Raw genomic sequence first — 18,654 nt, 5'->3', positions numbered from 1 at the left:
GATGTCCGTATTCCGTCTCTTCGCGCTGCTGTTCATGCTGAACGTGGCCCATGCCGCCCCGGCGCCGCTCGTGCTGGACGACGCCGTGCCCCGCGTCGAAGCGTGGCCCGCCGTCACGCTCGTGCGCGATCCTGGCGGCCGCCTCGACGTCGCCGACCTCGTCGCCGCGCCCGGGCGCTTCGCGGTCCCGCAATCCGCGTACGCCACGCTGGGCATGGAAAAAGGCGTCGTCTGGGTGCGCATGCCCGTGCAGCCGGCGCCCGGCACCGACGGCGCGTGGACGTTGAAGGTCGACTTCGGGCTGCTGAACCGCGTCGACATGTACCTCGTGCGCGGCGGCCGCATCGAGCGTCATGCGCATGCCGGCTCGGAGCGCACGGGCGAGCGGCCGTCGATCTTCCATGGCGGCCCGGTGCCGGCCTTCCTGCTGCAACTGGAGCCGGGCCAGCGCTACGACGTGCTGCTGCGCGTGGAGACGAACGGTCCGAAGATCCTGCCGATCAGCTTCGCCAAGCCGGGCGTGTTCTACGAGGAGGCGCTGCGCGACCGCCTCGTGCAGGGCATCCTCACGGGCCTGTTCCTGTGCCTGCTGCTGTACAGCCTCGCGCAATGGGCCAACCTGCGCGAAAGCCTGTTCGCCAAGTACGCGCTGCTGATCGGCGGCCTGGCCCTGTACAACATCGCGTGGTGGGGCCTCGGGGCCGAATACCTGTGGGGCGCCAGCACGTGGGCCACCGAGAACGCCACCGGGATCATCTCGCTGATGACGTCGTGCGGCGCCTACCTGTTCGTCGGTTCCGCGCTGACGCGGCCCGGCGTCGACCGCATCTTCCCGCGCCTGATGCAGACGGGCGCCGTGCTGTGCGTGATCGCCGCCATCGCGTTCGGCGTGGGCCTGATCCACGACGAGGCGCTGGTCGCCGTCGTCGGCTCGCTGGGCATCATGCCGATGCTGCTGGGCCTGCCCGGCGCGTTCAACCGCGCGCGCCGCGGCGACACGGTCGGCATCTACTTCCTCGTCGGCTGGGCCGCGAGCTTCATGAGTTCCGTCGTCCAGGCGCAGGTGATCAAGGGCGGCATGGACGCCACCTACTGGACGCTGAATTCGACGCAGTTCGGCGGCACGTTCGACATGCTCGTGTTCATGCGCATCCTGGGCCTGCGCACCAAGAGCATCCAGGACGCGATGGTCCGCGCCGAGGCGGCGACCCGCATGAAATCGGAATTCCTGGCCAACATGAGCCACGAGATCCGCACGCCGATGAACGCGATCATCGGCATGAGCCGCCTCGCGCTGATGGCCGATCCGAATCCGAAGCAGCGCAACTACCTCGGCAAGATCCTCGGCGCGGGCGAGCACCTGCTGGGCATCATCAACGACATCCTCGACTTTTCCAAGATCGAAGCCGGCCGCATGTCGCTCGACAAGGTGCCGTTCGACCTCGACGACATGCTCGAACACCTGGCCAGCATCGCCGCCATCAAGACCGACGCGCGCCGCGTCGAACTCGTGTTCTGCGTGCCGCGCGGCGTGCCGGGCCGGCTCGTGGGCGATCCGCTGCGCCTGGGCCAGGTCCTGATCAACCTGACCAACAACGCCGTCAAGTTCACCGAGGACGGGGAGATCGTCGTCGCCGTCGACGTCGTCGAACGCGACGCGGACCGCGTGGTGCTGCGCTTCTCCGTCAGCGACACCGGCATCGGCATGGACGCCGACCAGCTCGCGCGCCTGTTCCAGTCGTTCACCCAGGCCGACAACTCGATCACCCGCAAGTACGGCGGCACGGGCCTGGGCCTGTCGATCTCGAAGCAGCTCGTCGAACTGATGGGCGGCACGATCGCCGTCACCAGCACGCCGGGCGTCGGCAGCCGCTTCACCTTCACGGTCCCGCTGGGCATCGCCGACGCCGACGCCGCGGCGGCAGCCACGCCGGGCGCGGAACTGCAGCGCATGCGCGTGATGGTCGTCGACGACAGCGCGGGCGCGCGCGACGCGCTCGTCGAAATGCTGGACGGCTTCGGCATCCAGGCCGACGCCGTCGCGTCGGGCGAGGAATCGCTGGCGCGTCTGGCGCAGGCCGTGCAGGAAGGCAGCCCGTACCAGGTCGTGCTGATGGATTACATGATGCCGGGCTGGGACGGCGTGGAGACGATCCGCCGCATCCGCGCCGATGCGCGCTTCGCGGCGCCGCCCGCGATCCTGATGGTCAGCGCCTGCACGCGCGAAGGCGTGCTGCAGCAGGAAGGCGACCTGCCGCTGCACGGTTTCCTCACCAAACCGGTCGGCCCGGCGCTGCTGTACGACAGCCTGCTGCAGGTGCTGCGTCCCGACCTGGCCGCGCCGGCGGACAAGTCGCCCGCGCCCGCCGACCACCGTCCGGACGCCGACCGCCTGGCCGGCGCGCGCATCCTGCTCGTCGACGACAACGCCAACAACCGCGAGGTCGCGCTCGACTTCCTGGCCGTGGCGCGCATGCGGATCGACGTCGCCACGGGCGGCCAGGAAGCCGTGCGCATGGCGCAGGCGGGCGACTACGACCTCGTGCTGATGGACATCCAGATGCACGAGATGGACGGCTACACGGCCACCCGCGCGATCCGCGCCCTGCCCGGCTGTGCCGACGTGCCGGTCGTCGCGATGACGGCGCATGCCATGGCCGGCGACCGCGAAAAGAGCCTGGCCGCCGGCATGAACGACCACGTCGTCAAGCCGATCGACCCGGACCTGCTGCTGCACACCCTCGTCAAGTGGATTGCGCCGGAACGCCTGCAGGGCCGCACCGCGCCGCCGGCCGCAGTGCCTGCCGCAGCGCCCGCCCCCGCGCCGGCGGCGCTGCCGCTCGTACGCGGCATCGACTGGAACCGCGCGCTCGCCAACGCCGGCGGCCAGCAGCAGCGCCTGCGCCGCCGCATCGCCAGTTTCCTGCAGGAGTACATGCAGGCGCCGCAGGCGATGCGCGACGCGCTGGCGCACGGCGACTACGCGCCGCTGCAATCCCTGTCGCACAACCTGAAATCCGGCGCGGCCTACATCGGCGCCATGCCGCTGGCCACGCTCGCGGGCAACCTGGAGCAGGAACTGCGCGCCGGCCGTATCGACCGGGTGCCGGTGCTGGCGCCGGACCTGATCGTCGCGCTGGACAGCGTGCTGTCCGGCCTCGCGCGCATCGACGCCGTCCAGGCGCCGGCCGTCACGGGCCTGGATGCGGGCGCCCTGCTGGCGCGCCTGCGCGGCTTCCTGGAAACGGACGACGCGCGCGCCGAGGACGCGCTCGCCGAAGTGCAGGCCGCGCTGGCCGATCCGCGCCACGCGGCGCCGCTGGCGGCCATCCGCGCGGCCGTCGACGAGATCGAATACGAACGCGCGCTGGTTCATCTCGACGTGCTGGAGCACGCCATCGACAGCCGCGTGGAGGCCGCATCGTGAACGTGGAACCGCAAAAAGTCCTGATCGCCGACGACGACGTGATCAACCGCCAGGTACTGGCCGAGCTGCTCAAGCCGGAATACACGGTGCTCCTGGCGAAGAACGGCGAACAGGCGCTGGAACGGGCCACGCGCCACGCGCCGGACCTGATCCTGCTCGACGTGATGATGCCGGACCTGGACGGCTACGAAGTGCTGCGCCGGCTGCGCGCCGATCCGCAGACGGAGCAGATCGCCGTGATCTTCATCTCCGGCCTCGATCGCCCGGAAGACGAGGCGAACGGCCTCAAGCTGGGTGCCGCCGACTACATCGCCAAGCCGTTCAACGCCACCGTCGTGATGGCGCGCGTGGCGCTGCACCTGCAGCTCGTGCGCCAGCGCCGCATGCTGGAACGCCTGGCGCACGTGGACGGCCTGACGGAACTGGCGAACCGGCGCCGCTTCGACGAGCTGTACGCGCAGGAATGGCAGCGCGCCCAGCGCAACGGCTGGCCGCTGTCGCTGGCCCTGCTCGACATCGACGCCTTCAAGCAGTACAACGATTGCTACGGGCACCCGGCCGGCGACCGCGCCCTGCGCGCCATCGCGCGCACGACCGCCGGCGGCCTGCGCCGCCCGGCCGACCTGGCGGCGCGCTACGGCGGCGAGGAACTGGTGCTGCTGCTGCCGGATACGGACATCGTCCAGGCGCGCCACGTGGTGGACGAGATCTGCGCGGCGATCGCCGCACTGGATATGCCGCACGCGGCGTCGCAGGTGGCGCCGGTGCTGACGGTCAGCGTGGGCGGCGCGACGCTCGGCGGCCATGGACCGGAGAGCGCGGCCGAATTGTTCGAGGCGGCGGACGAACACCTGTACCGCGCCAAGCAGGAAGGCAGGAACCGGGTCGTGTGGCGCAACCCGGTCGGCGGCTGATCAGCGGCGCCCGGGTTCCAGCGTCGACACGACGAGCAGTCCGCCCACGATGCAAACGTGCTCCATGAACGGAATCAGCTCCGCATGGCGCGCGGCACCGGTCGCGTGCCAGAAGCCGTGATACAGCACGGTCGCCAACGCCGTGAACCCGGCCAGCGCCCAACACGCGGGTTTCAGCAGCCGCCCCGCGACGATCGCGGCGCCGCCGGCGACCTGCAGCAGGACCGTCAGCGCCAGCATGAGTGTCGGCGCCGGCAGTCCGCCCGCCACCACTTCCTGCAACGCGCCCTGCCAGCCCTGCACCTTGTCGATGCCGGCCCACAGGAACAGCACGCCGACGAGCACGCGGCCGGCCGTGCGTACCGTGCGGTCGAAGCCGTCCGCGGGCGCGGCGGCGCGGGTGTGGATGAGATCGAGGTCGGGGGTTGTCATGGGGTATTCCTTTACGGTTGAATCGGATCGCCCGAATCTACACCCCTCCTCACGAAACCGGCTCCGTCTTTGGATGGAGGCACCGGCGCACGGGCAGTGCTAGCCCTCCGTCGGCACGTCCGTAAACACCTTGTTGACGATCATCCAGCGCCCGTGCCAGCGTACGAGCGACAGGTAATTCACGTAGTCGAACCCGAGCGCCGGCACATGCACGCGCGCCGTCGCGATATCGTGCGTGACGTCGATCGCCAGCACCTGCATGCGGTCCGGCTCGCCCAGCGACGCGGGCGACGCGCGCAGCGCGACGCCGTCCAGGTACGCGTCCAGCCCCTTGTGGTACGGCTGGCCGTCGCGCGTCGCGAACAGCGCGGCGGCCGGGTGGAACACGGTGCGCAGCAGCGCCGTGTCCCCCGTGTACAGCCCTTTGAAATAATCGCCGAGGACCGCGGCGATGGCCCGATGGTCGTCCATGGCCGTCACGCGAGGCGCTCGGCCGTCGCGCGCACGCGCTGGCCGAACAGGATAGCGGTGCGGATGTCGCCGGGGACCATCTCGTCGGGCGAGGCGTCCGACGGGGTCGCGGTGGCCAGGCCGGCGAACGAGGACAGGTAGTTCACGTCGTCGCGCTGCGCGGACTTGGCGTTGCTGGGCATGAGGCCGGTGCCGACCCACGCCATGCCGTGCTGCTGCGCCAGCGTGAACATCGTGTACAACGCGGTCTGCTTGTCGCCCGCGACCGACGCCGAATTCGTGAACGCGGCGGCCAGCTTGTCCTTCCAGCCCTGCGTGAACCACACCTTCGACGACTGGTCGGCGAATTTCTTGAATTGCCAGCTCACGTTGCCCATGTAGGTCGGCGAGCCGAACACGATGGCGTCGGCGGCGGCCAGCCTGTCCCAGGCGTCGTCGGGCAGGTTGCCGTCGGCGTCGATGGCCAGCAGGTGCCCCCTGCTGCCTTCCGCGACCGCCTCGGCGATCTTGCGGGTGTGGCCGTAGCCGCTGTGGAAGACGATGACGATGGATTTGCTCATTTTGCCGCTCCTTTTCTTGCCGCTTCGCGCTGGCGGCGCCTGGTCACGGCTTCGCCGCCGTGGCCCCAGTTGTCGGTATTGACTTCGTCGATGACGACGAACGTCGCTTCCGGATCCTTGTTCAGTACTTTCACCATCAGATCGGTCGCGCCGGCTATCATGGCTTCCTTCTGGTCTTTCGTGACGCCTTCGTCGGTCACCTGGATGAGGATGTAGGGCATGATGGCCTCCTTACCACGTGCCGGCGGAGGCGCCGCCGTCCACGCTCAGCACGACGCCGCTCGTGAAGCGCGCGTCCGTCAGGTACAGCACCGCGTCGACGACGTCGTCCGTCGTGCCGGTCGTGCCGCTCGGCGCCAGCGTGTTGTAGAAGGCCCGCGTGCCTTCGTAGTCCCCGTGCAGCGGGGTCTCGATGATCCCCGGCGCCACGGCCGACACTTTCACGCCGCTCGCCGCGAGTTCGATCGCCAGCGCGCGCGTCGCGCTGTTCAGGCCACCCTTCACGAGCACCGGCAGCACCGCCGGGACCTTCACGTTCGGTTGCACCGCAATGCCCGCCGTGATGTTCACGATGTGGCCGCTGCCGTTGGCGGCCATGTGTGCGGCGGCCCGTTGCGACGGGTAGAAGAAGCCTTTCAGGTTCGTGTCGACGAGGCGGTCGACTTCGTCCGGCGTGTAGGTGTGGAACGGCTTCGCGTTGAAAATGCCGGCATTGTTGATCAGGACGTCGACCTTGCCGAAGCGGGCGATCGCCGTCTCGAACAGGGCCTGGGCCGTCGCCGGCTCGGCGATGTCGCCGGCGACGCCGACGAAGTTGGCCGGGTTGCCGAGCTGGGCCGCCGCTGCGTCGAGGCGGGCCGCGCTGCGGGCATTGCCGACGACGTTGTCGCCGCGCTCGATATAGGCCTTGGCCAGCGCGAGGCCGATGCCGCTGGAGGCGCCGGTGATGACGACGGTACGACGATTGTTCGTTGCTGCGTTCATGCTGTTCTCCCTGGTTGTCCGGGCGGCGCCGATGCGCCGTCCGTGGAGACAACTATAGGAACTGCCCGAACGCGGAAAAAGATGGGTTACAGCAAGACAATCGTTACATCGCGTAATGAATCACTTGCGGCGCGGCGTCGCGCGCAGGGATTCGACGAGAAAATCGACGAAGGCGCGCACGCGCAGCGCCACGTGGCGGTGATGCGGGTAGATCAGGCAGAACGGCCGCGCGCTGCCGCCGTACGCCGGCAGCAGTTCGACGAGGCGGCCGGCCGCCAGGTCGGCGTCGACGATGAAGCGGTAGGTCTGGAACAGGCCGCCGCCCGCGCGCGCCAGCGTGACGGCGCCCAGGATGTCCTCGGCGCAGCAGTACAGGCCGTCGGTCGGCAGTTCGATATCCTCGCCGTCCACGCGGAACAGCCAGGGGATGTTGCGGCCCGTGCTGGGCAGCGCGAACTGGATGCAGTTGTGGCCGCGCAGGTCGTCCGGCGTCTTCGGCGTACCCATGCGCTTCAGGTAGTCGGGCGCGGCGACGACCACCAGTTCGGCGTCTTCCAGCGGCCGCGAGATCATCGTCGAGTCGGCCGGCGCGCGGCCCCGGATCGCGAGGTCGAAGCCCTCGTCGCCGAAGTCGACGTTGCGGTTACTGAGGTGGAAGTCGACCTTCACGTCCGGATAGCGGCGCGTGAATTCGGGGAGGATCGGCAGCACGCGGTAATGGCCGTACGGCGTGGGCATGCTGATGCGCAGCAGGCCGGACGGCGCGCTCTGGCGGCCCGTCACGGCGCGCTCGGCCTCGACGAGCTGGGCCAGCGCCTGGCGGCACTGGTCGAAATATTCGCGGCCCGCTTCCGTCAGGTGCAAGGTGCGCGTCGTGCGCACGAACAGGCGCACGCCGAGGCGCGCTTCCAGGCGCGACACGGCCCGGCTGACGGCGGCCGGCGTGACGGCGGCGGCCGTCGCGGCGGCCGTGAAGCTCCCCAGATCGGCGGCGGAACAGAACAGCTCGATGCTGCCGAGCAGGATGTCGTCGAACTGGCGGCTCATCATGACTCCATTCATTACACGGTGTATCAATAATCGTGCATCTTACTTGGTTTATCGACACAGGCGACCGGCGCTAGGCTAAGCCGTCAACCTCATTCGGAGCCCATCATGCACACCGTCCTGCCCGACCGCATCGGCATCGTCCACCCCATCATCCAGGCGCCCATGGCGGGCGTATCGACCGCCGCGCTGGCGGCCGCGGTCTCGAACGCCGGCGGCCTCGGTTCCATCGCCGTCGGCGCCGGCAACGCCACCCAGGCGCGCGCCGCGATCCGCGCCGTGCGCGCCCTGACGGACAAGCCGTTCAACGTCAACGTATTCGCGCATCGCCCCGCCCGCGCCGACGCGCGCCGCGAAGCCGCCTGGCTGGACTGGCTCGCCGCCCACTTCGACGCGCTGGAGACCACGGCGCCGCCGGCGCTGCGCGAGATCTACACGAGCTTCCTCGACGATCCGGCGATGCTCGCCGTGCTCGTCGAGGAACGGCCCGCCGTCGTCAGCTTTCACTTCGGCCTGCCCACGCCGTCGCAGGTGGCGAGCCTGCATGCGGCCGGCATCATGCTGATGGCCACCGCGACGTCGCCGCAGGAAGCACGCGCCATCGAAGCGGCCGGTATCGACGTCGTCATCGCCCAGGGTATCGAGGCCGGCGGCCACCGCGGCACGTTCGCCCCGGCGCAACCGGATGCCGGGCTGGGCACGTTCGCACTCGTGCAACTCGTGCGCGCCAGCGTGACCATCCCGATCGTCGCCGCGGGCGGCATCATGGACGGCCGCGGCATCGCCGCGGCACTGCGCCTGGGCGCGGGCGCCGCGCAACTGGGCACCGCATTCATCCTGGCGCCGGAGTCGGCCGCCACGCCGCACCACCGCGCGCTGCTGCGCGACGGCTGCGCGCGGACGGCCATGACGGACGCCATCTCGGGCCGCGCCGCGCGCGGCATCGTGAACCGCTTCTTCGACGAGATCGGCGGGCCCGGCCATCCACCCGTGCCCGATTACCCGATCGCGTACGACGCCGCGAAGGCGCTGCATGCCGCGGCGTTCAAGCGCGGCAACCAGGACTACTCGGTAAACTGGGCCGGCCAGGCCTATCCGCTGGCGCGCGCCATGCCGGCGGCGGCGCTGGTAGCCATGCTGGCAACCGAGCTCGACGCCGCTCGCTGACCACGCCGCGGCCTCGCCCCTGCGCACGCCGGCCGCTCATCGAATGGCGCGCCGTTCGCGCGCCACGAGATGTACAATAGGGCATTGACTTATGGTGCATGGCAGCGCAATGGCTCACGAGAAATTTCAAATTTGCCGACAGCCCCACGCTCCCGTCCGCGCGACGGCGGCCTGCTTGCGCCTGCTCGATTACGCCCTGCCGCGCGCTCTCGCCCGGCTTCATTAAGCTCGGCGGCGGCGCAGCCGCTGGCCGGGCTCCACAGAACATATCCATCCGCCCGACCCGCGTCGGGCGGCCATGACCCATTCCTGTCCAGGACATAAAGAGACGACTCATGAAGATCAATCGACCCTCGCTGTTCCGCCGCCCGCCCAGCATCCGCGCCATCAACGACCTGATCGCGCACCGCAAGCGCCTGCGCCATCGCATCGGCCTCGCCCTCGCCGTCTGCCTGCCGCTCGGCTGGCTGCTGCTCCATGTCGACTGAAGGAGGACCGCCATGTCTCCCGCCATCACCATTTCGACGCTCGACCTCGACCGCATCGACCTGATGCTGGACCGGCTCCCGCTCGCCCAGGCGGCCGCGCGCGACGCGCTGTCCGACGAACTCGCGCGGGCCGACGTCCTCGCGCCCTGGGACATGCCGCCCCGCGTCGTGACCATGCGTTCCACCGTCCGCTTCCGCCTGGACGGCAAGCACGGCGAGTGGTGCAAGACGCTCGTCTATCCGAAGGAAATCGGCGAAGGCGACGACACGGTCTCCGTGCTGTCGCCCGTCGGCAGCGCCCTGCTGGGCCTGGCGGAAGGCGACTGCATCGAATGGACGCATCCCGACGGCCGGACGCTCGGCGTGGAAGTCGTCGAGGTCATCTACCAGCCGGAACGCGCCGGTCACTACCACCTCTGACCGCCGCGCATGCGCAGTCATGCGCCTGGCGGATGACGCTCATCACGAAACATCATTGGACGGTTCTTGTGCAATGCAGCACAATGCTTCCTGTCTCCTCTATCTTCCTCCAAGAAAATAGATTCAAGCCCGCCAACCAGTGGGCTTTTTTTTGCCCCTCCGCTCCCGGTGGATCTCCGGCAATTTCTCAAATTCGGGGTCAGAGCACATTTTGGTGCACAGTTCTTGCGGCAACTTTACGCGCTGGCCGCGAATGGCCTATCTCCACAGCCATCGAAACGTCGAGGCGACTCGCCGCGCTGCCCGCAAGCGCCAACAATGCATGTAGAAATTGATCCGAAATGGGCTCTGACCCCGAATTGAATTCGAAATGTGCTCTGACCCCGAATTTTTCACTCGGCTGAATAGCGTTCCACGATATGAAATTTCAGCCTTTCAACAGGTGGGATGAATATTCCATTTCGCAAAACTATTTGCCGCATTGCGGAATGCTTAAGATAACTCATTGAATTCTATCGCTAAATTTTAGTTTTATGTCTTATATAAGACAGAAGATTTAGACACCTGGATCTCATATGATGAACCCATGCGCTTCACCACTTTCGATTCACTTTTCATGGAGTTCGACATGTCCGAGTACCAAAACGATATCCAGGCCATCGCCACCCTCAAGCAGCGCTACGGCAGCGCCTGGGACGCCATCAATCCGGAATCCGCCGCCCGCATGCGTGCGCAGAACCGCTTCAAGACCGGCCTCGACATCGCTCGCTACACGGCCGCGATCATGCGCCGCGACATGGCGAACTACGATGCCGATCCGTCCAAGTACACGCAGTCGCTGGGCTGCTGGCACGGTTTCATCGGCCAGCAGAAGCTGATCTCGATCAAGAAGCATTTCAACAGCACCGACCGCCGCTACCTCTACCTGTCGGGCTGGATGATCGCCGCGCTGCGCTCGGAATTCGGCCCGCTGCCGGACCAGTCGATGCACGAAAAGACCGCCGTCCCCGCGCTGATCAAGGAGCTTTATACGTTCCTGCGCCAGGCCGACGCCCGTGAACTGGGCGGCCTGTTCCGCCAGCTGGATGCGGCCGAAGGCGCCGCCAAGGCAGCGCTCCAGGACAAGATCGACAACTTCGTCACGCACGTCGTGCCCATCATCGCCGACATCGACGCCGGCTTCGGCAACGCGGAAGCGACGTACCTGCTGGCCAAGCAGATGATCGAGGCGGGCGCCTGCTGCATCCAGCTGGAAAACCAGGTGTCGGACGAAAAGCAGTGCGGCCACCAGGACGGCAAGGTCACGGTCCCGCACGAAGACTTCCTCGCGAAGATCCGCGCCGTGCGCTACGCGTTCCTCGAGCTGGGCGTGGACGACGGCGTCATCGTCGCCCGTACCGACTCGCTGGGCGCCGGCCTGAGCAAGCAGATCGCCGTCACCCACGAGCCGGGCGACCTGGGCGACCAGTACAATGCCTTCCTCGACGCGGAAGAAATCGCGGCCGCCGAACTGAAGAACGGCGACGTCGTGATCCAGCGTAACGGCAAGCTGCTGCGTCCGAAGCGCCTGGCGAGCAACCTGTTCCAGTTCCGCGAAGGCACGGGCGAAGCGCGCTGCGTCCTCGACTGCATCACGTCGCTGCAGAACGGCGCCGACCTGCTGTGGATCGAGACCGAGAAACCGCACATCGGCCAGATCGGCGGCATGGTCAAGGAAATCCGCAAGGTCATCCCGAACGCGAAGCTGGTGTACAACAACAGCCCGTCGTTCAACTGGACGCTGAACTTCCGCCAGCAGGTGTACGACGGCATGAAGTCGCGCGGCGAGGACGTGTCGGCCTACGACCGCGCCCACCTGATGAGCGCCGAGTACGACGACTCGATCCTGGCGAAGGTCGCCGACGAGCGCATCCGCACGTTCCAGGCCGACGCGGCGCGCGAAGCGGGCATCTTCCACCACCTGATCACGCTGCCGACCTACCACACGGCCGCCCTGTCCACGGACAACCTGGCCAAGGACTACTTCGGCAACCAGGGCATGCTGGGCTACGTGGCCGGCGTGCAGCGCAAGGAAATCCGCCAGGGCATCGCCTGCGTCAAGCACCAGAACATGTCCGGTTCGGACATCGGCGACGACCACAAGGAATACTTCAGCGGCGAAGCGGCGCTGAAGGCCGGCGGCAAGCACAACACGATGAACCAGTTCTGATTCCGGTCACGACTGACGCCAGCCCGGGCGGTGCCGCAAGGCCCGCCCGGGCTTTTTGTTGCGGCCTCAGGCCGGCGCAGCCTCGGCCAGTGCCGGCGCCGACTCGGGCGCCGGAACGATCCGGAACCAGATGGCGTACATCGCGGGCAGGAACACGAGCGTCATGACCGTGCCCGCGAACGTGCCGCCGATCAGCGTGTAGGCGAGCGTGCCCCAGAACACGGAGTGCGTCAGCGGAATGAATGCCAGCATCGCCGCCAGCGCCGTCAGGATGACCGGGCGCGCGCGCTGCACCGTCGCCTCGACGACGGCGTCGAACGGATTCAACCCTTCCGCGCGGTTGTGGTCGATCTGCCCGATCAGGATCAGCGTGTTGCGCATCAGGATGCCGGACAGCGCGACCAGGCCCACGAGCGCATTGATGCCGAATGGCTGGCGGAACAGGAGCAACGTCGGCACCACGCCGATCAGGCCCAGCGGGCTGGTCAGGAACACCATCACCATCGACGCGATCGAGCGCACCTGGAACACGATGATCAGGAGGGTGAACGCGAGCATGATGGGGAACAGCGGCAGCAGCGCGGCATTCGCCTTGCCGGCCTCCTCGATCGACCCGGCCATGACCAGCCTGTACCCGGACGGCAGCGCCGCCACGACGGGTTGCAGCGCCTGCTGCATGGCCAGCGACACGTCCGGCGCCTGCAGGCCCTCCGCGATGTCGCCGCGGATGGTGATGGTCGGCACGCGGTCGCGCCGGCGCAGCACCGGTTCTTCCGGCCGGACGTCGACCGTGCCGACCTGCGACAACGGGATGCGCTGTCCGGCCGCGCCGACGAGCGTGAAGGCGTTGATCCGCGCCGGGTCGAGGCGCACGCCGCCGGCCGCGCGGGCGACGACCTGCACCGAGCGGATGTCCTCGCGCACGGCCGTGACGGGCACGCCGCTCAACAGGAACTGCAGCTGCTGCGCCACGGCCGCCGACGTCAGGCCGACGGCCTGCAGGCGGTCCTGGTCCAGGGTGAAATGCAGGGTCGGCACGCGCGTGCCCCAGTCCGTGTTCACGGTGCGCATCTGCGGGCTGGCGCGCAGGATGGCTTCCACCTTCGCGGCAATGGCGCGCAGCGTGTCCGGGTCGGGGCCGGACAGGCGGAACGCGACCGGGTACGGCGAGTACGGGCCGAACACCAGCTGCGTGACGCGCACCCGCGCCTCCGGCGCCAGGCCGTCGGCGACGGCGGCGCGCAGGCGAAGCTTGAGCGCCTCGCGTTCCTGTTCATTGTCGGTGCGGATCACGATCTTGGCGAACGACGGATCGGGCAGCTCCGGCGCCATCGCCAGGTAGAAGCGCGGTGCGCCCTGCCCGATGTACGCGGTGACGGTGCGCGCTTCCTTCTGCCTGGCGAGCCACGCCTCGACCTTCGCCGCGGCGGCGGACGTCTGCCCGATCGCCGTCCCGAAGGGCAGCTGCACTTCCACCAGCACTTCCGGCCGGTCGGACGTCGGGAAGAATTGCTTCTTGACGACGGCCATGCCGGCGCCGGCCAGCCCGAAGGTGCCGATCACGATCAGCGCGACGAGCCATTTGCGCCGGATCACGGTACCCAGCAGCCGCCGGAACCGGTTGTAGTTCGGCGTGTCATAGATGGCGTGATGACCGCCTTCGACCTTCGGAATCGAAGGCAGGAGTTTTACGCCCAGGTAGGGTGTGAACACGACGGCGACGATCCACGACGTGACGAGGGCGATGCCCACGATCCAGAACATGTTGCTCGTGTATTCGCCGGCCGTCGATTTCGCGAAGCCATTCGGCATGAAGCCGATGGCCGTGATGAGCGTGCCGGACAACATGGGGGCCGCCGTATGGCTCCAGGCGTACGCGGAGGCCTGCACGCGGTCGTAGCCCTCTTCCATCTTCACGACCATCATTTCGATGGCGATGATGGCGTCGTCGACGAGCAGGCCGAGCGCGAGGATCAGGGAGCCGAGGGTGATGCGGTCGAAGTTCTTGCCCGTCGCGGCCATCACGATGAAGACGGCGGCCAGGGTCAGCGGCACGGCCGTGGCGACGACGAGTCCCACGCGCCAGCCCATGCTGAGGAAACAGACAACCATGACGACAAGGAGCGCGACGAAGAACTTGACCATGAATTCATCGACGGCGCCGCCGATGTTCACGGCCTGGTCGGTCACCTTGGCGAGACTCATGCCCAGCGGGACGTCCTTGTTGATGGACGCGACCTCGGCATCGAGCGCCTTGCCCAGGTCGAGGCCGTTCCAGCCATCGCGCATCACCACGCCCAGCAGCAGCGCCGGTTCGCCGTTGTTACGGATCAGGAAGGTGGCTGGATCCTCGTAGCCGCGTTCGACCGTCGCGATGTCGGACAGCTTCAAGGTGCGGCCCTGGCTGACGACCGGCGTGTCGCGGATTTTCTGCAGCTCGTCGTAGGCGCCGTCCAGGCGGACGAAGACTTGCGCGCCCTTCGTGTCGATCGAACCTGCGGGCGTCAGCACGTTGCGCGCATTGAGCGCGGCGAAGATGTCCTGCGGGGCGATGCCCAGCGTGGCGAGGCGGTCGTGCGAGAACGACACGAAGATGCGCTCGGCCTGTTCGCCGATGATGTTCACCTTCTTGACGCCGGCGACGTGCAGCAGGCGCTGGCGCAGGGTTTCGGCATCGCGCACCAGCAGGCGTGACGGCTTGCCCCGCGCCTTCAGTGCGTACAGGGCGAACGTGACGTCGGCGAATTCGTCGTTGACCATCGGGCCGATGACGCCGCTCGGCAGCGAAGCCTGCGCGTCCTGCAGCTTCTTGCGCGCCTGGTAGAACTGGTCGGGCACGTCGGCGGGCGGCGTGCTGTCCAGCAGCGTGACTGTCGTGAACGCAAGGCCCGGACGGGTATAGGTGTCCGTGCGATCGTAGTAGCGGAGTTCCTGCATGCGCTTTTCGAGCGGTTCCGCCACCTGGTCCTGCATTTCCTGGGCGGTGGCGCCGGGCCAGGCCGTGATCACCGTGAGCTGCTTCACCGTGAACGGCGGGTCTTCCGCGCGGCCCAGCTTCAGGAAGGCCAGCACGCCGGCCAGCGAGACGAGCAGGATGAGGAACAGCGTGACCGACCGCTCGCGCACGGCCAGCGCGGACAGGTTGAAGCGGCTCATCGTGCGGCTCCCGGCGCGACGTGTGGCGCGGTTTGTGGCGCGGTTTGCAACACGGTTGCGGCGGCAAGCCGGCCCGGCACGCGATCGACGCGCACGGTGTCGCCTTCGTGCAGCAGATGGGCACCCAGCGCGACCACGCGCTCGCCCGCTTTCAGCTGGCCCGTCACGCGCGCCATGTCGTCGCCGATCGCGAGCACGTCGATACGGCGCCAGGTGACCCTGGCCGGCTCGCCCGCCACGGTCCAGACGCCGCTGCCCTTGCCCGTGTCGAGGACCGCGGCGGCCGGGACCTGCAGCGTGCCGGCCTTGCTGTTGCCGTCACTGTCGCCACCACGTTCGCCGTCCAGGCGCAATGTGACGGTGGCCCCGAGCGGCGCCTCGGCCAGCGGGCCGTCGAGGACGTATTTCGCCTCGTACGTGCGCGTGAGGCGGTCGGCGGCGTCCGCGAGCTGCCGCAGGCGGGCCACGCCGGCAGCCTGTCCGCCATACAGCGTGGCCTGCGCCTGCGATCCGAGCCGGGGCCGCATCGTCTCGGGCAACTGCACGACCGCCTCGCGCGGACCCGCGTGCGCGAGGCGCACGACGGGCTGGCCGGCGCCGACCACCTGGCCCGGCTCCGCCAGCGTGTCGACGACGACGCCGTCCGCGTCCGCCACGAGCAGCGCATAGCCGGCCGCGTTGCGCGCGACGTCGTACTGCGCCTCGGCCGCGCTCAGCTGCGCTGTCGCCGCGTCCGCGGCGGCCTTCAGCTGCTCGTACGCTGAGGCCGACACGGCGCCTGCCGCGACGAGGTCGCGGTAGCGGGCCTCGTCGTCGGCCGCCTGGCGCGCGCGGGCGCGGGCGGCCGTGACGGCCTCGGCCTGCGCACGCGCCTGCAGGCCGAGGTCGACGGGATCGATGCGCATCAGGGGCTGCCCCCGGCGGACGGCCTGGCCGACGTCGACGAGGCGCTGCACCACCTTGCCCGGCACGCGAAAGCCCAGGTCGCTCTGGACCCGGGCGCCGACGACGCCGGTGAATGAACGGGCGGTGGCCGGCGCGCCCTGGACGAGAATCGTCTCGACCAGGGGCGCCGCCGTACGGGCGTCGGCGGCGGGCTTGTCGCCGCATGCCGCGAGGGCAATCGGCAGCAGGCACAGGGCGCGTGCGCCGCGTGAGCGAATGGACATGGGAGCTCCCTTTGGTAAGAAAGCCCCCATTCTTCTACCAGTGACCAAATAAGTCAATGGTCACTACCCGGATTTTTATGGCGCCAGGCTGCGCAGCACGAGGTTCGACAGATGCAGCGTCGCGTCCTGCGCGCCTTCCAGGTTGTATTGGAGCAGCAGCGGATTGATGTACGGTTTCATGACGAGGCAGATCGCGTTGGCCGTCTCGTCCAGCGGCGTCTTGCGTTCGAACTCGCCCGCCTCGCGTCCCTCGCGGACGATCCGTGCGATGAGTTCCTCGACGTAGCGCTCGTAAGCCTGCACCGACGGCCAAGCGTCCCGGGAAGCGGTCGCGGCGATGTCGTACAGCTTGCGGTCTTCGAAGAACAGCGCCGTGCCCGCGTCGATGAACGCCCGGAACATGCGGCGGAACCGGTCGGATGCGCTGGCGCCGCCCGCGACCGCGGCGTCGACGGCCTGCATGACTTCGGCGAGACGGTTCGCGCAGATGACTTCGCCGATCGCCTGCTTCGAATCGAAGAACTTGTAGATATAGGCCTTGGAAAAACCGATCGCCTTGGCCAGGTCGGACACGGTCGTCTTTTCATAGCCGTAGCGGGTGAAGTAATCCGTCGCGGCGTCGACGATCTGCGTGCGGACGTCATGGTCGAGCGGTCCCCGGGTCGGGGATGGAGAAGTGAGGGTCGTGTTCATGGCGATAGCTTAACGCGTCGAACAAACGTTTGACAAAGTGTGACCAATAAGTATTATAGTCACTCGTCACAACATTCAAGGATAGACCATGACCACGATTCGCCTGCTCGCGGCCGCCGTCGTCGCCGTCGCGGCAACGGGCTGCGCCGTCGGCCCCGACTACCGGCGTCCGGACGCGCCCGTCCCGGACCGTTACCTCGGCCAACCCACCGCCGCGCAAGGCCCGGCCGCCGGGCTGGACGCGTGGTGGGACGGCTTCGGCGACCCGCAACTGGCGCGCTACGTCGCGCAGGCGCTGGCGGGCAATCTCGACCTCGCGCAGGCCGCGGCGCGCGTGGCCCAGGCGCGCGCCGGCCTGCATGCGGCCGACGCGGCGCTGCTGCCGGCCGGCGCGGTCAATGCGTCCGCGGCGCGCGCGTACCAGTCGGTGGAGACGCCGCTGGGCCGCGTCGCCGGCGCCACGCCCGGCTACGAACGGTGGGGCAACGCCTACGACGTGAACGCGGCCGCCAGCTGGGAGATCGACGTGTTCGGCAGCCTGCGCCGCGGCCGCGAGGCGGCAAGCGCCGACTACCAGGCGTCGACGGCGGACTTCGTCGCGGCCCGGCTCGCCGTCGCCGCCCAGACGGCGGACATCTACATCGGCATCCGCGGCCTGCAGGCCCGCCTCGGCATCGCCCAGCGCCAGGTCGCCACGCGCCGCGACCTGCTCGCCAAGGTGACGCTGCTGCACGACAAGGGCGTGGCGCCCGCCTACCAGGTGCACCAGACGGAGGGCGAACTGGCGCAGGCCGAAGCCGCCGTGCCGGCGCTGCAGGCCGCGCTCGACGCGGCGTCGAACGCGCTGGACGTCATGCTGGGCACGCCGCCCGGCACGCACCGCGACGAGTTGGGCGCGTCCGTCTCCATCCCGGCCGTGCCGGCCATCGGCGCGATGGGCTCGCCTGCCGACCTGCTGCAGCGCCGGCCCGACCTGATCGCGGCGGAGCGGCGCGTGGCTGCGGGCAATGCACGCATCGGCGCGGCGATGGCGGAATACTATCCGCACGTGTCGCTGGGCGCCATGCTCGGCAGCGCGACGACCTTGTCCGCCGGCCATTTATTCGGCGCAAACGCCAGCGAGGGCGCCGCCCTGCTCGGCGTGCGCTGGCGCTTGTTCGACTTCGGCCGCATCGACGCGCAGATCGCCCAGGCCAAAGGACGCGAAGCGGAGTCGCTCGCGGCCTACCGCCTCGCCGTGCTGCACGCGACGGAGGATGTCGAGAACGCCTTTTCGGCGCTGACCCAACGCACGCAGCAGACGGCCGTCCTCGTGCGCGGCGAGGATGCGCTGGATCGCGCGCGCGCAGCGTCGTTCGCGGCCTACCAGCGCGGCGCCGCCAGCCTGATCGACGTCCTGCGCGCGGACGACACGCTGCTGCGCACGGCCGACGCGCGTGCGCAGGCGCAGGCGGACGTGGCGCGCGCGGCCGTCGCGGCCTACAAGGCGCTCGGGGGCGGCTGGACACAAGGCTGAC

16 protein-coding genes are annotated in these 18,654 nt (G+C 68.7%); 7 read left to right on the top strand and 9 right to left on the bottom strand.

Annotated elements, in window-relative coordinates; translation table 11 throughout:
• Position 1: 1 nt before the first annotated feature.
• Positions 2-3,427, top strand: coding sequence for a hybrid sensor histidine kinase/response regulator (locus QPK29_RS11170; RefSeq protein WP_371768304.1), 3,426 nt, complete (start codon positions 2-4; stop codon positions 3,425-3,427).
• Entirely contained in the window at positions 3,424-4,341 is a 918-nt protein-coding gene (locus tag QPK29_RS11165) for a diguanylate cyclase (RefSeq protein ID WP_056135738.1), read from the top strand. Before QPK29_RS11170 ends, QPK29_RS11165 begins: the two co-directional genes overlap by 4 nt.
• On the opposite strand, the gene QPK29_RS11160 is transcribed toward QPK29_RS11165, so the two are convergent.
• The 6 genes from QPK29_RS11160 to QPK29_RS11135 form a co-directional block, all read right to left on the bottom strand.
• Positions 4,342-4,773 carry a DoxX family protein gene (locus QPK29_RS11160; protein WP_056135741.1) on the bottom strand — a complete coding sequence of 144 codons (432 nt, stop codon included), beginning with the start codon at positions 4,771-4,773 and terminating at the stop codon, positions 4,342-4,344.
• A gap of 99 nt (positions 4,774-4,872) precedes the next feature.
• Positions 4,873-5,244 (bottom strand): nuclear transport factor 2 family protein, encoded by a 372-nt coding sequence (locus QPK29_RS11155; protein ID WP_160407533.1) that lies wholly within the window; start codon positions 5,242-5,244, stop codon positions 4,873-4,875.
• Positions 5,245-5,249: 5 nt separating this feature from the next.
• Entirely contained in the window at positions 5,250-5,804 is a 555-nt protein-coding gene (locus QPK29_RS11150; RefSeq protein WP_160407531.1) for a flavodoxin family protein, read from the bottom strand.
• Positions 5,801-6,025 (bottom strand): tautomerase family protein, encoded by a 225-nt coding sequence (locus QPK29_RS11145; protein WP_160407529.1) that lies wholly within the window; start codon positions 6,023-6,025, stop codon positions 5,801-5,803. Before QPK29_RS11145 ends, QPK29_RS11150 begins: the two co-directional genes overlap by 4 nt.
• Before the next feature lie 10 nt (positions 6,026-6,035).
• Positions 6,036-6,788, bottom strand: a complete 753-nt coding sequence (locus QPK29_RS11140) for an SDR family NAD(P)-dependent oxidoreductase (RefSeq protein ID WP_371768303.1) — start codon at positions 6,786-6,788, stop codon at positions 6,036-6,038.
• Between the two features lie 120 nt (positions 6,789-6,908).
• Positions 6,909-7,835, bottom strand: a complete 927-nt coding sequence (locus QPK29_RS11135; protein WP_371768302.1) for a LysR family transcriptional regulator — start codon at positions 7,833-7,835, stop codon at positions 6,909-6,911.
• A gap of 108 nt (positions 7,836-7,943) precedes the next feature.
• Between QPK29_RS11135 and QPK29_RS11130 the strand changes: the two genes are divergently transcribed.
• The 4 genes from QPK29_RS11130 to QPK29_RS11115 all read left to right on the top strand — a co-directional run bounded on the left by QPK29_RS11130 (position 7,944) and on the right by QPK29_RS11115 (position 12,119).
• Complete coding sequence (locus QPK29_RS11130) at positions 7,944-9,002, top strand: NAD(P)H-dependent flavin oxidoreductase (protein ID WP_371768301.1); 1,059 nt, start codon at positions 7,944-7,946, stop codon at positions 9,000-9,002.
• 335 nt (positions 9,003-9,337) lie between these two features.
• Positions 9,338-9,490: a hypothetical protein gene (locus tag QPK29_RS11125; RefSeq protein WP_156403851.1), complete on the top strand. Its 153-nt coding sequence runs from the start codon at positions 9,338-9,340 to the stop codon at positions 9,488-9,490.
• Positions 9,491-9,502: 12 nt separating this feature from the next.
• Complete coding sequence (rnk, locus tag QPK29_RS11120) at positions 9,503-9,910, top strand: nucleoside diphosphate kinase regulator (protein WP_371768300.1); 408 nt, start codon at positions 9,503-9,505, stop codon at positions 9,908-9,910.
• A 628-nt stretch (positions 9,911-10,538) separates the two neighbouring features.
• Positions 10,539-12,119: an isocitrate lyase gene (locus tag QPK29_RS11115; RefSeq protein WP_371768299.1), complete on the top strand. Its 1,581-nt coding sequence runs from the start codon at positions 10,539-10,541 to the stop codon at positions 12,117-12,119.
• A gap of 66 nt (positions 12,120-12,185) precedes the next feature.
• On the opposite strand, the gene QPK29_RS11110 is transcribed toward QPK29_RS11115, so the two are convergent.
• From QPK29_RS11110 to QPK29_RS11100, 3 genes are all read right to left on the bottom strand, one after another.
• Complete coding sequence (locus QPK29_RS11110; protein ID WP_371768298.1) at positions 12,186-15,275, bottom strand: efflux RND transporter permease subunit; 3,090 nt, start codon at positions 15,273-15,275, stop codon at positions 12,186-12,188.
• On the bottom strand, positions 15,272-16,444 hold the full coding sequence (locus QPK29_RS11105; protein WP_371768297.1) for an efflux RND transporter periplasmic adaptor subunit: 1,173 nt from the start codon (positions 16,442-16,444) through the stop codon (positions 15,272-15,274). The genes QPK29_RS11110 and QPK29_RS11105 overlap by 4 nt, the downstream gene beginning before the upstream one ends.
• A gap of 75 nt (positions 16,445-16,519) precedes the next feature.
• Positions 16,520-17,137: a TetR/AcrR family transcriptional regulator gene (locus tag QPK29_RS11100; protein ID WP_056135763.1), complete on the bottom strand. Its 618-nt coding sequence runs from the start codon at positions 17,135-17,137 to the stop codon at positions 16,520-16,522.
• An 88-nt stretch (positions 17,138-17,225) separates the two neighbouring features.
• On the opposite strand from QPK29_RS11100, the gene QPK29_RS11095 reads away from it, so the two are divergent.
• The gene (locus QPK29_RS11095; RefSeq protein WP_371768296.1) at positions 17,226-18,653 is read left to right on the top strand and encodes an efflux transporter outer membrane subunit; all 1,428 of its coding nucleotides are present in this window, start codon (positions 17,226-17,228) and stop codon (positions 18,651-18,653) included.
• Position 18,654: the final 1 nt, after the last annotated feature.

It is taken from the genome of Massilia orientalis, from assembly GCF_030411975.2.
Taxonomy (GTDB): Bacteria; Pseudomonadota; Gammaproteobacteria; order Burkholderiales; family Burkholderiaceae_D; genus Telluria; species Telluria orientalis.
Note: the sequence above shows the minus strand (reverse complement) of the source record. Positions and strands in the feature narration are given on the sequence as shown.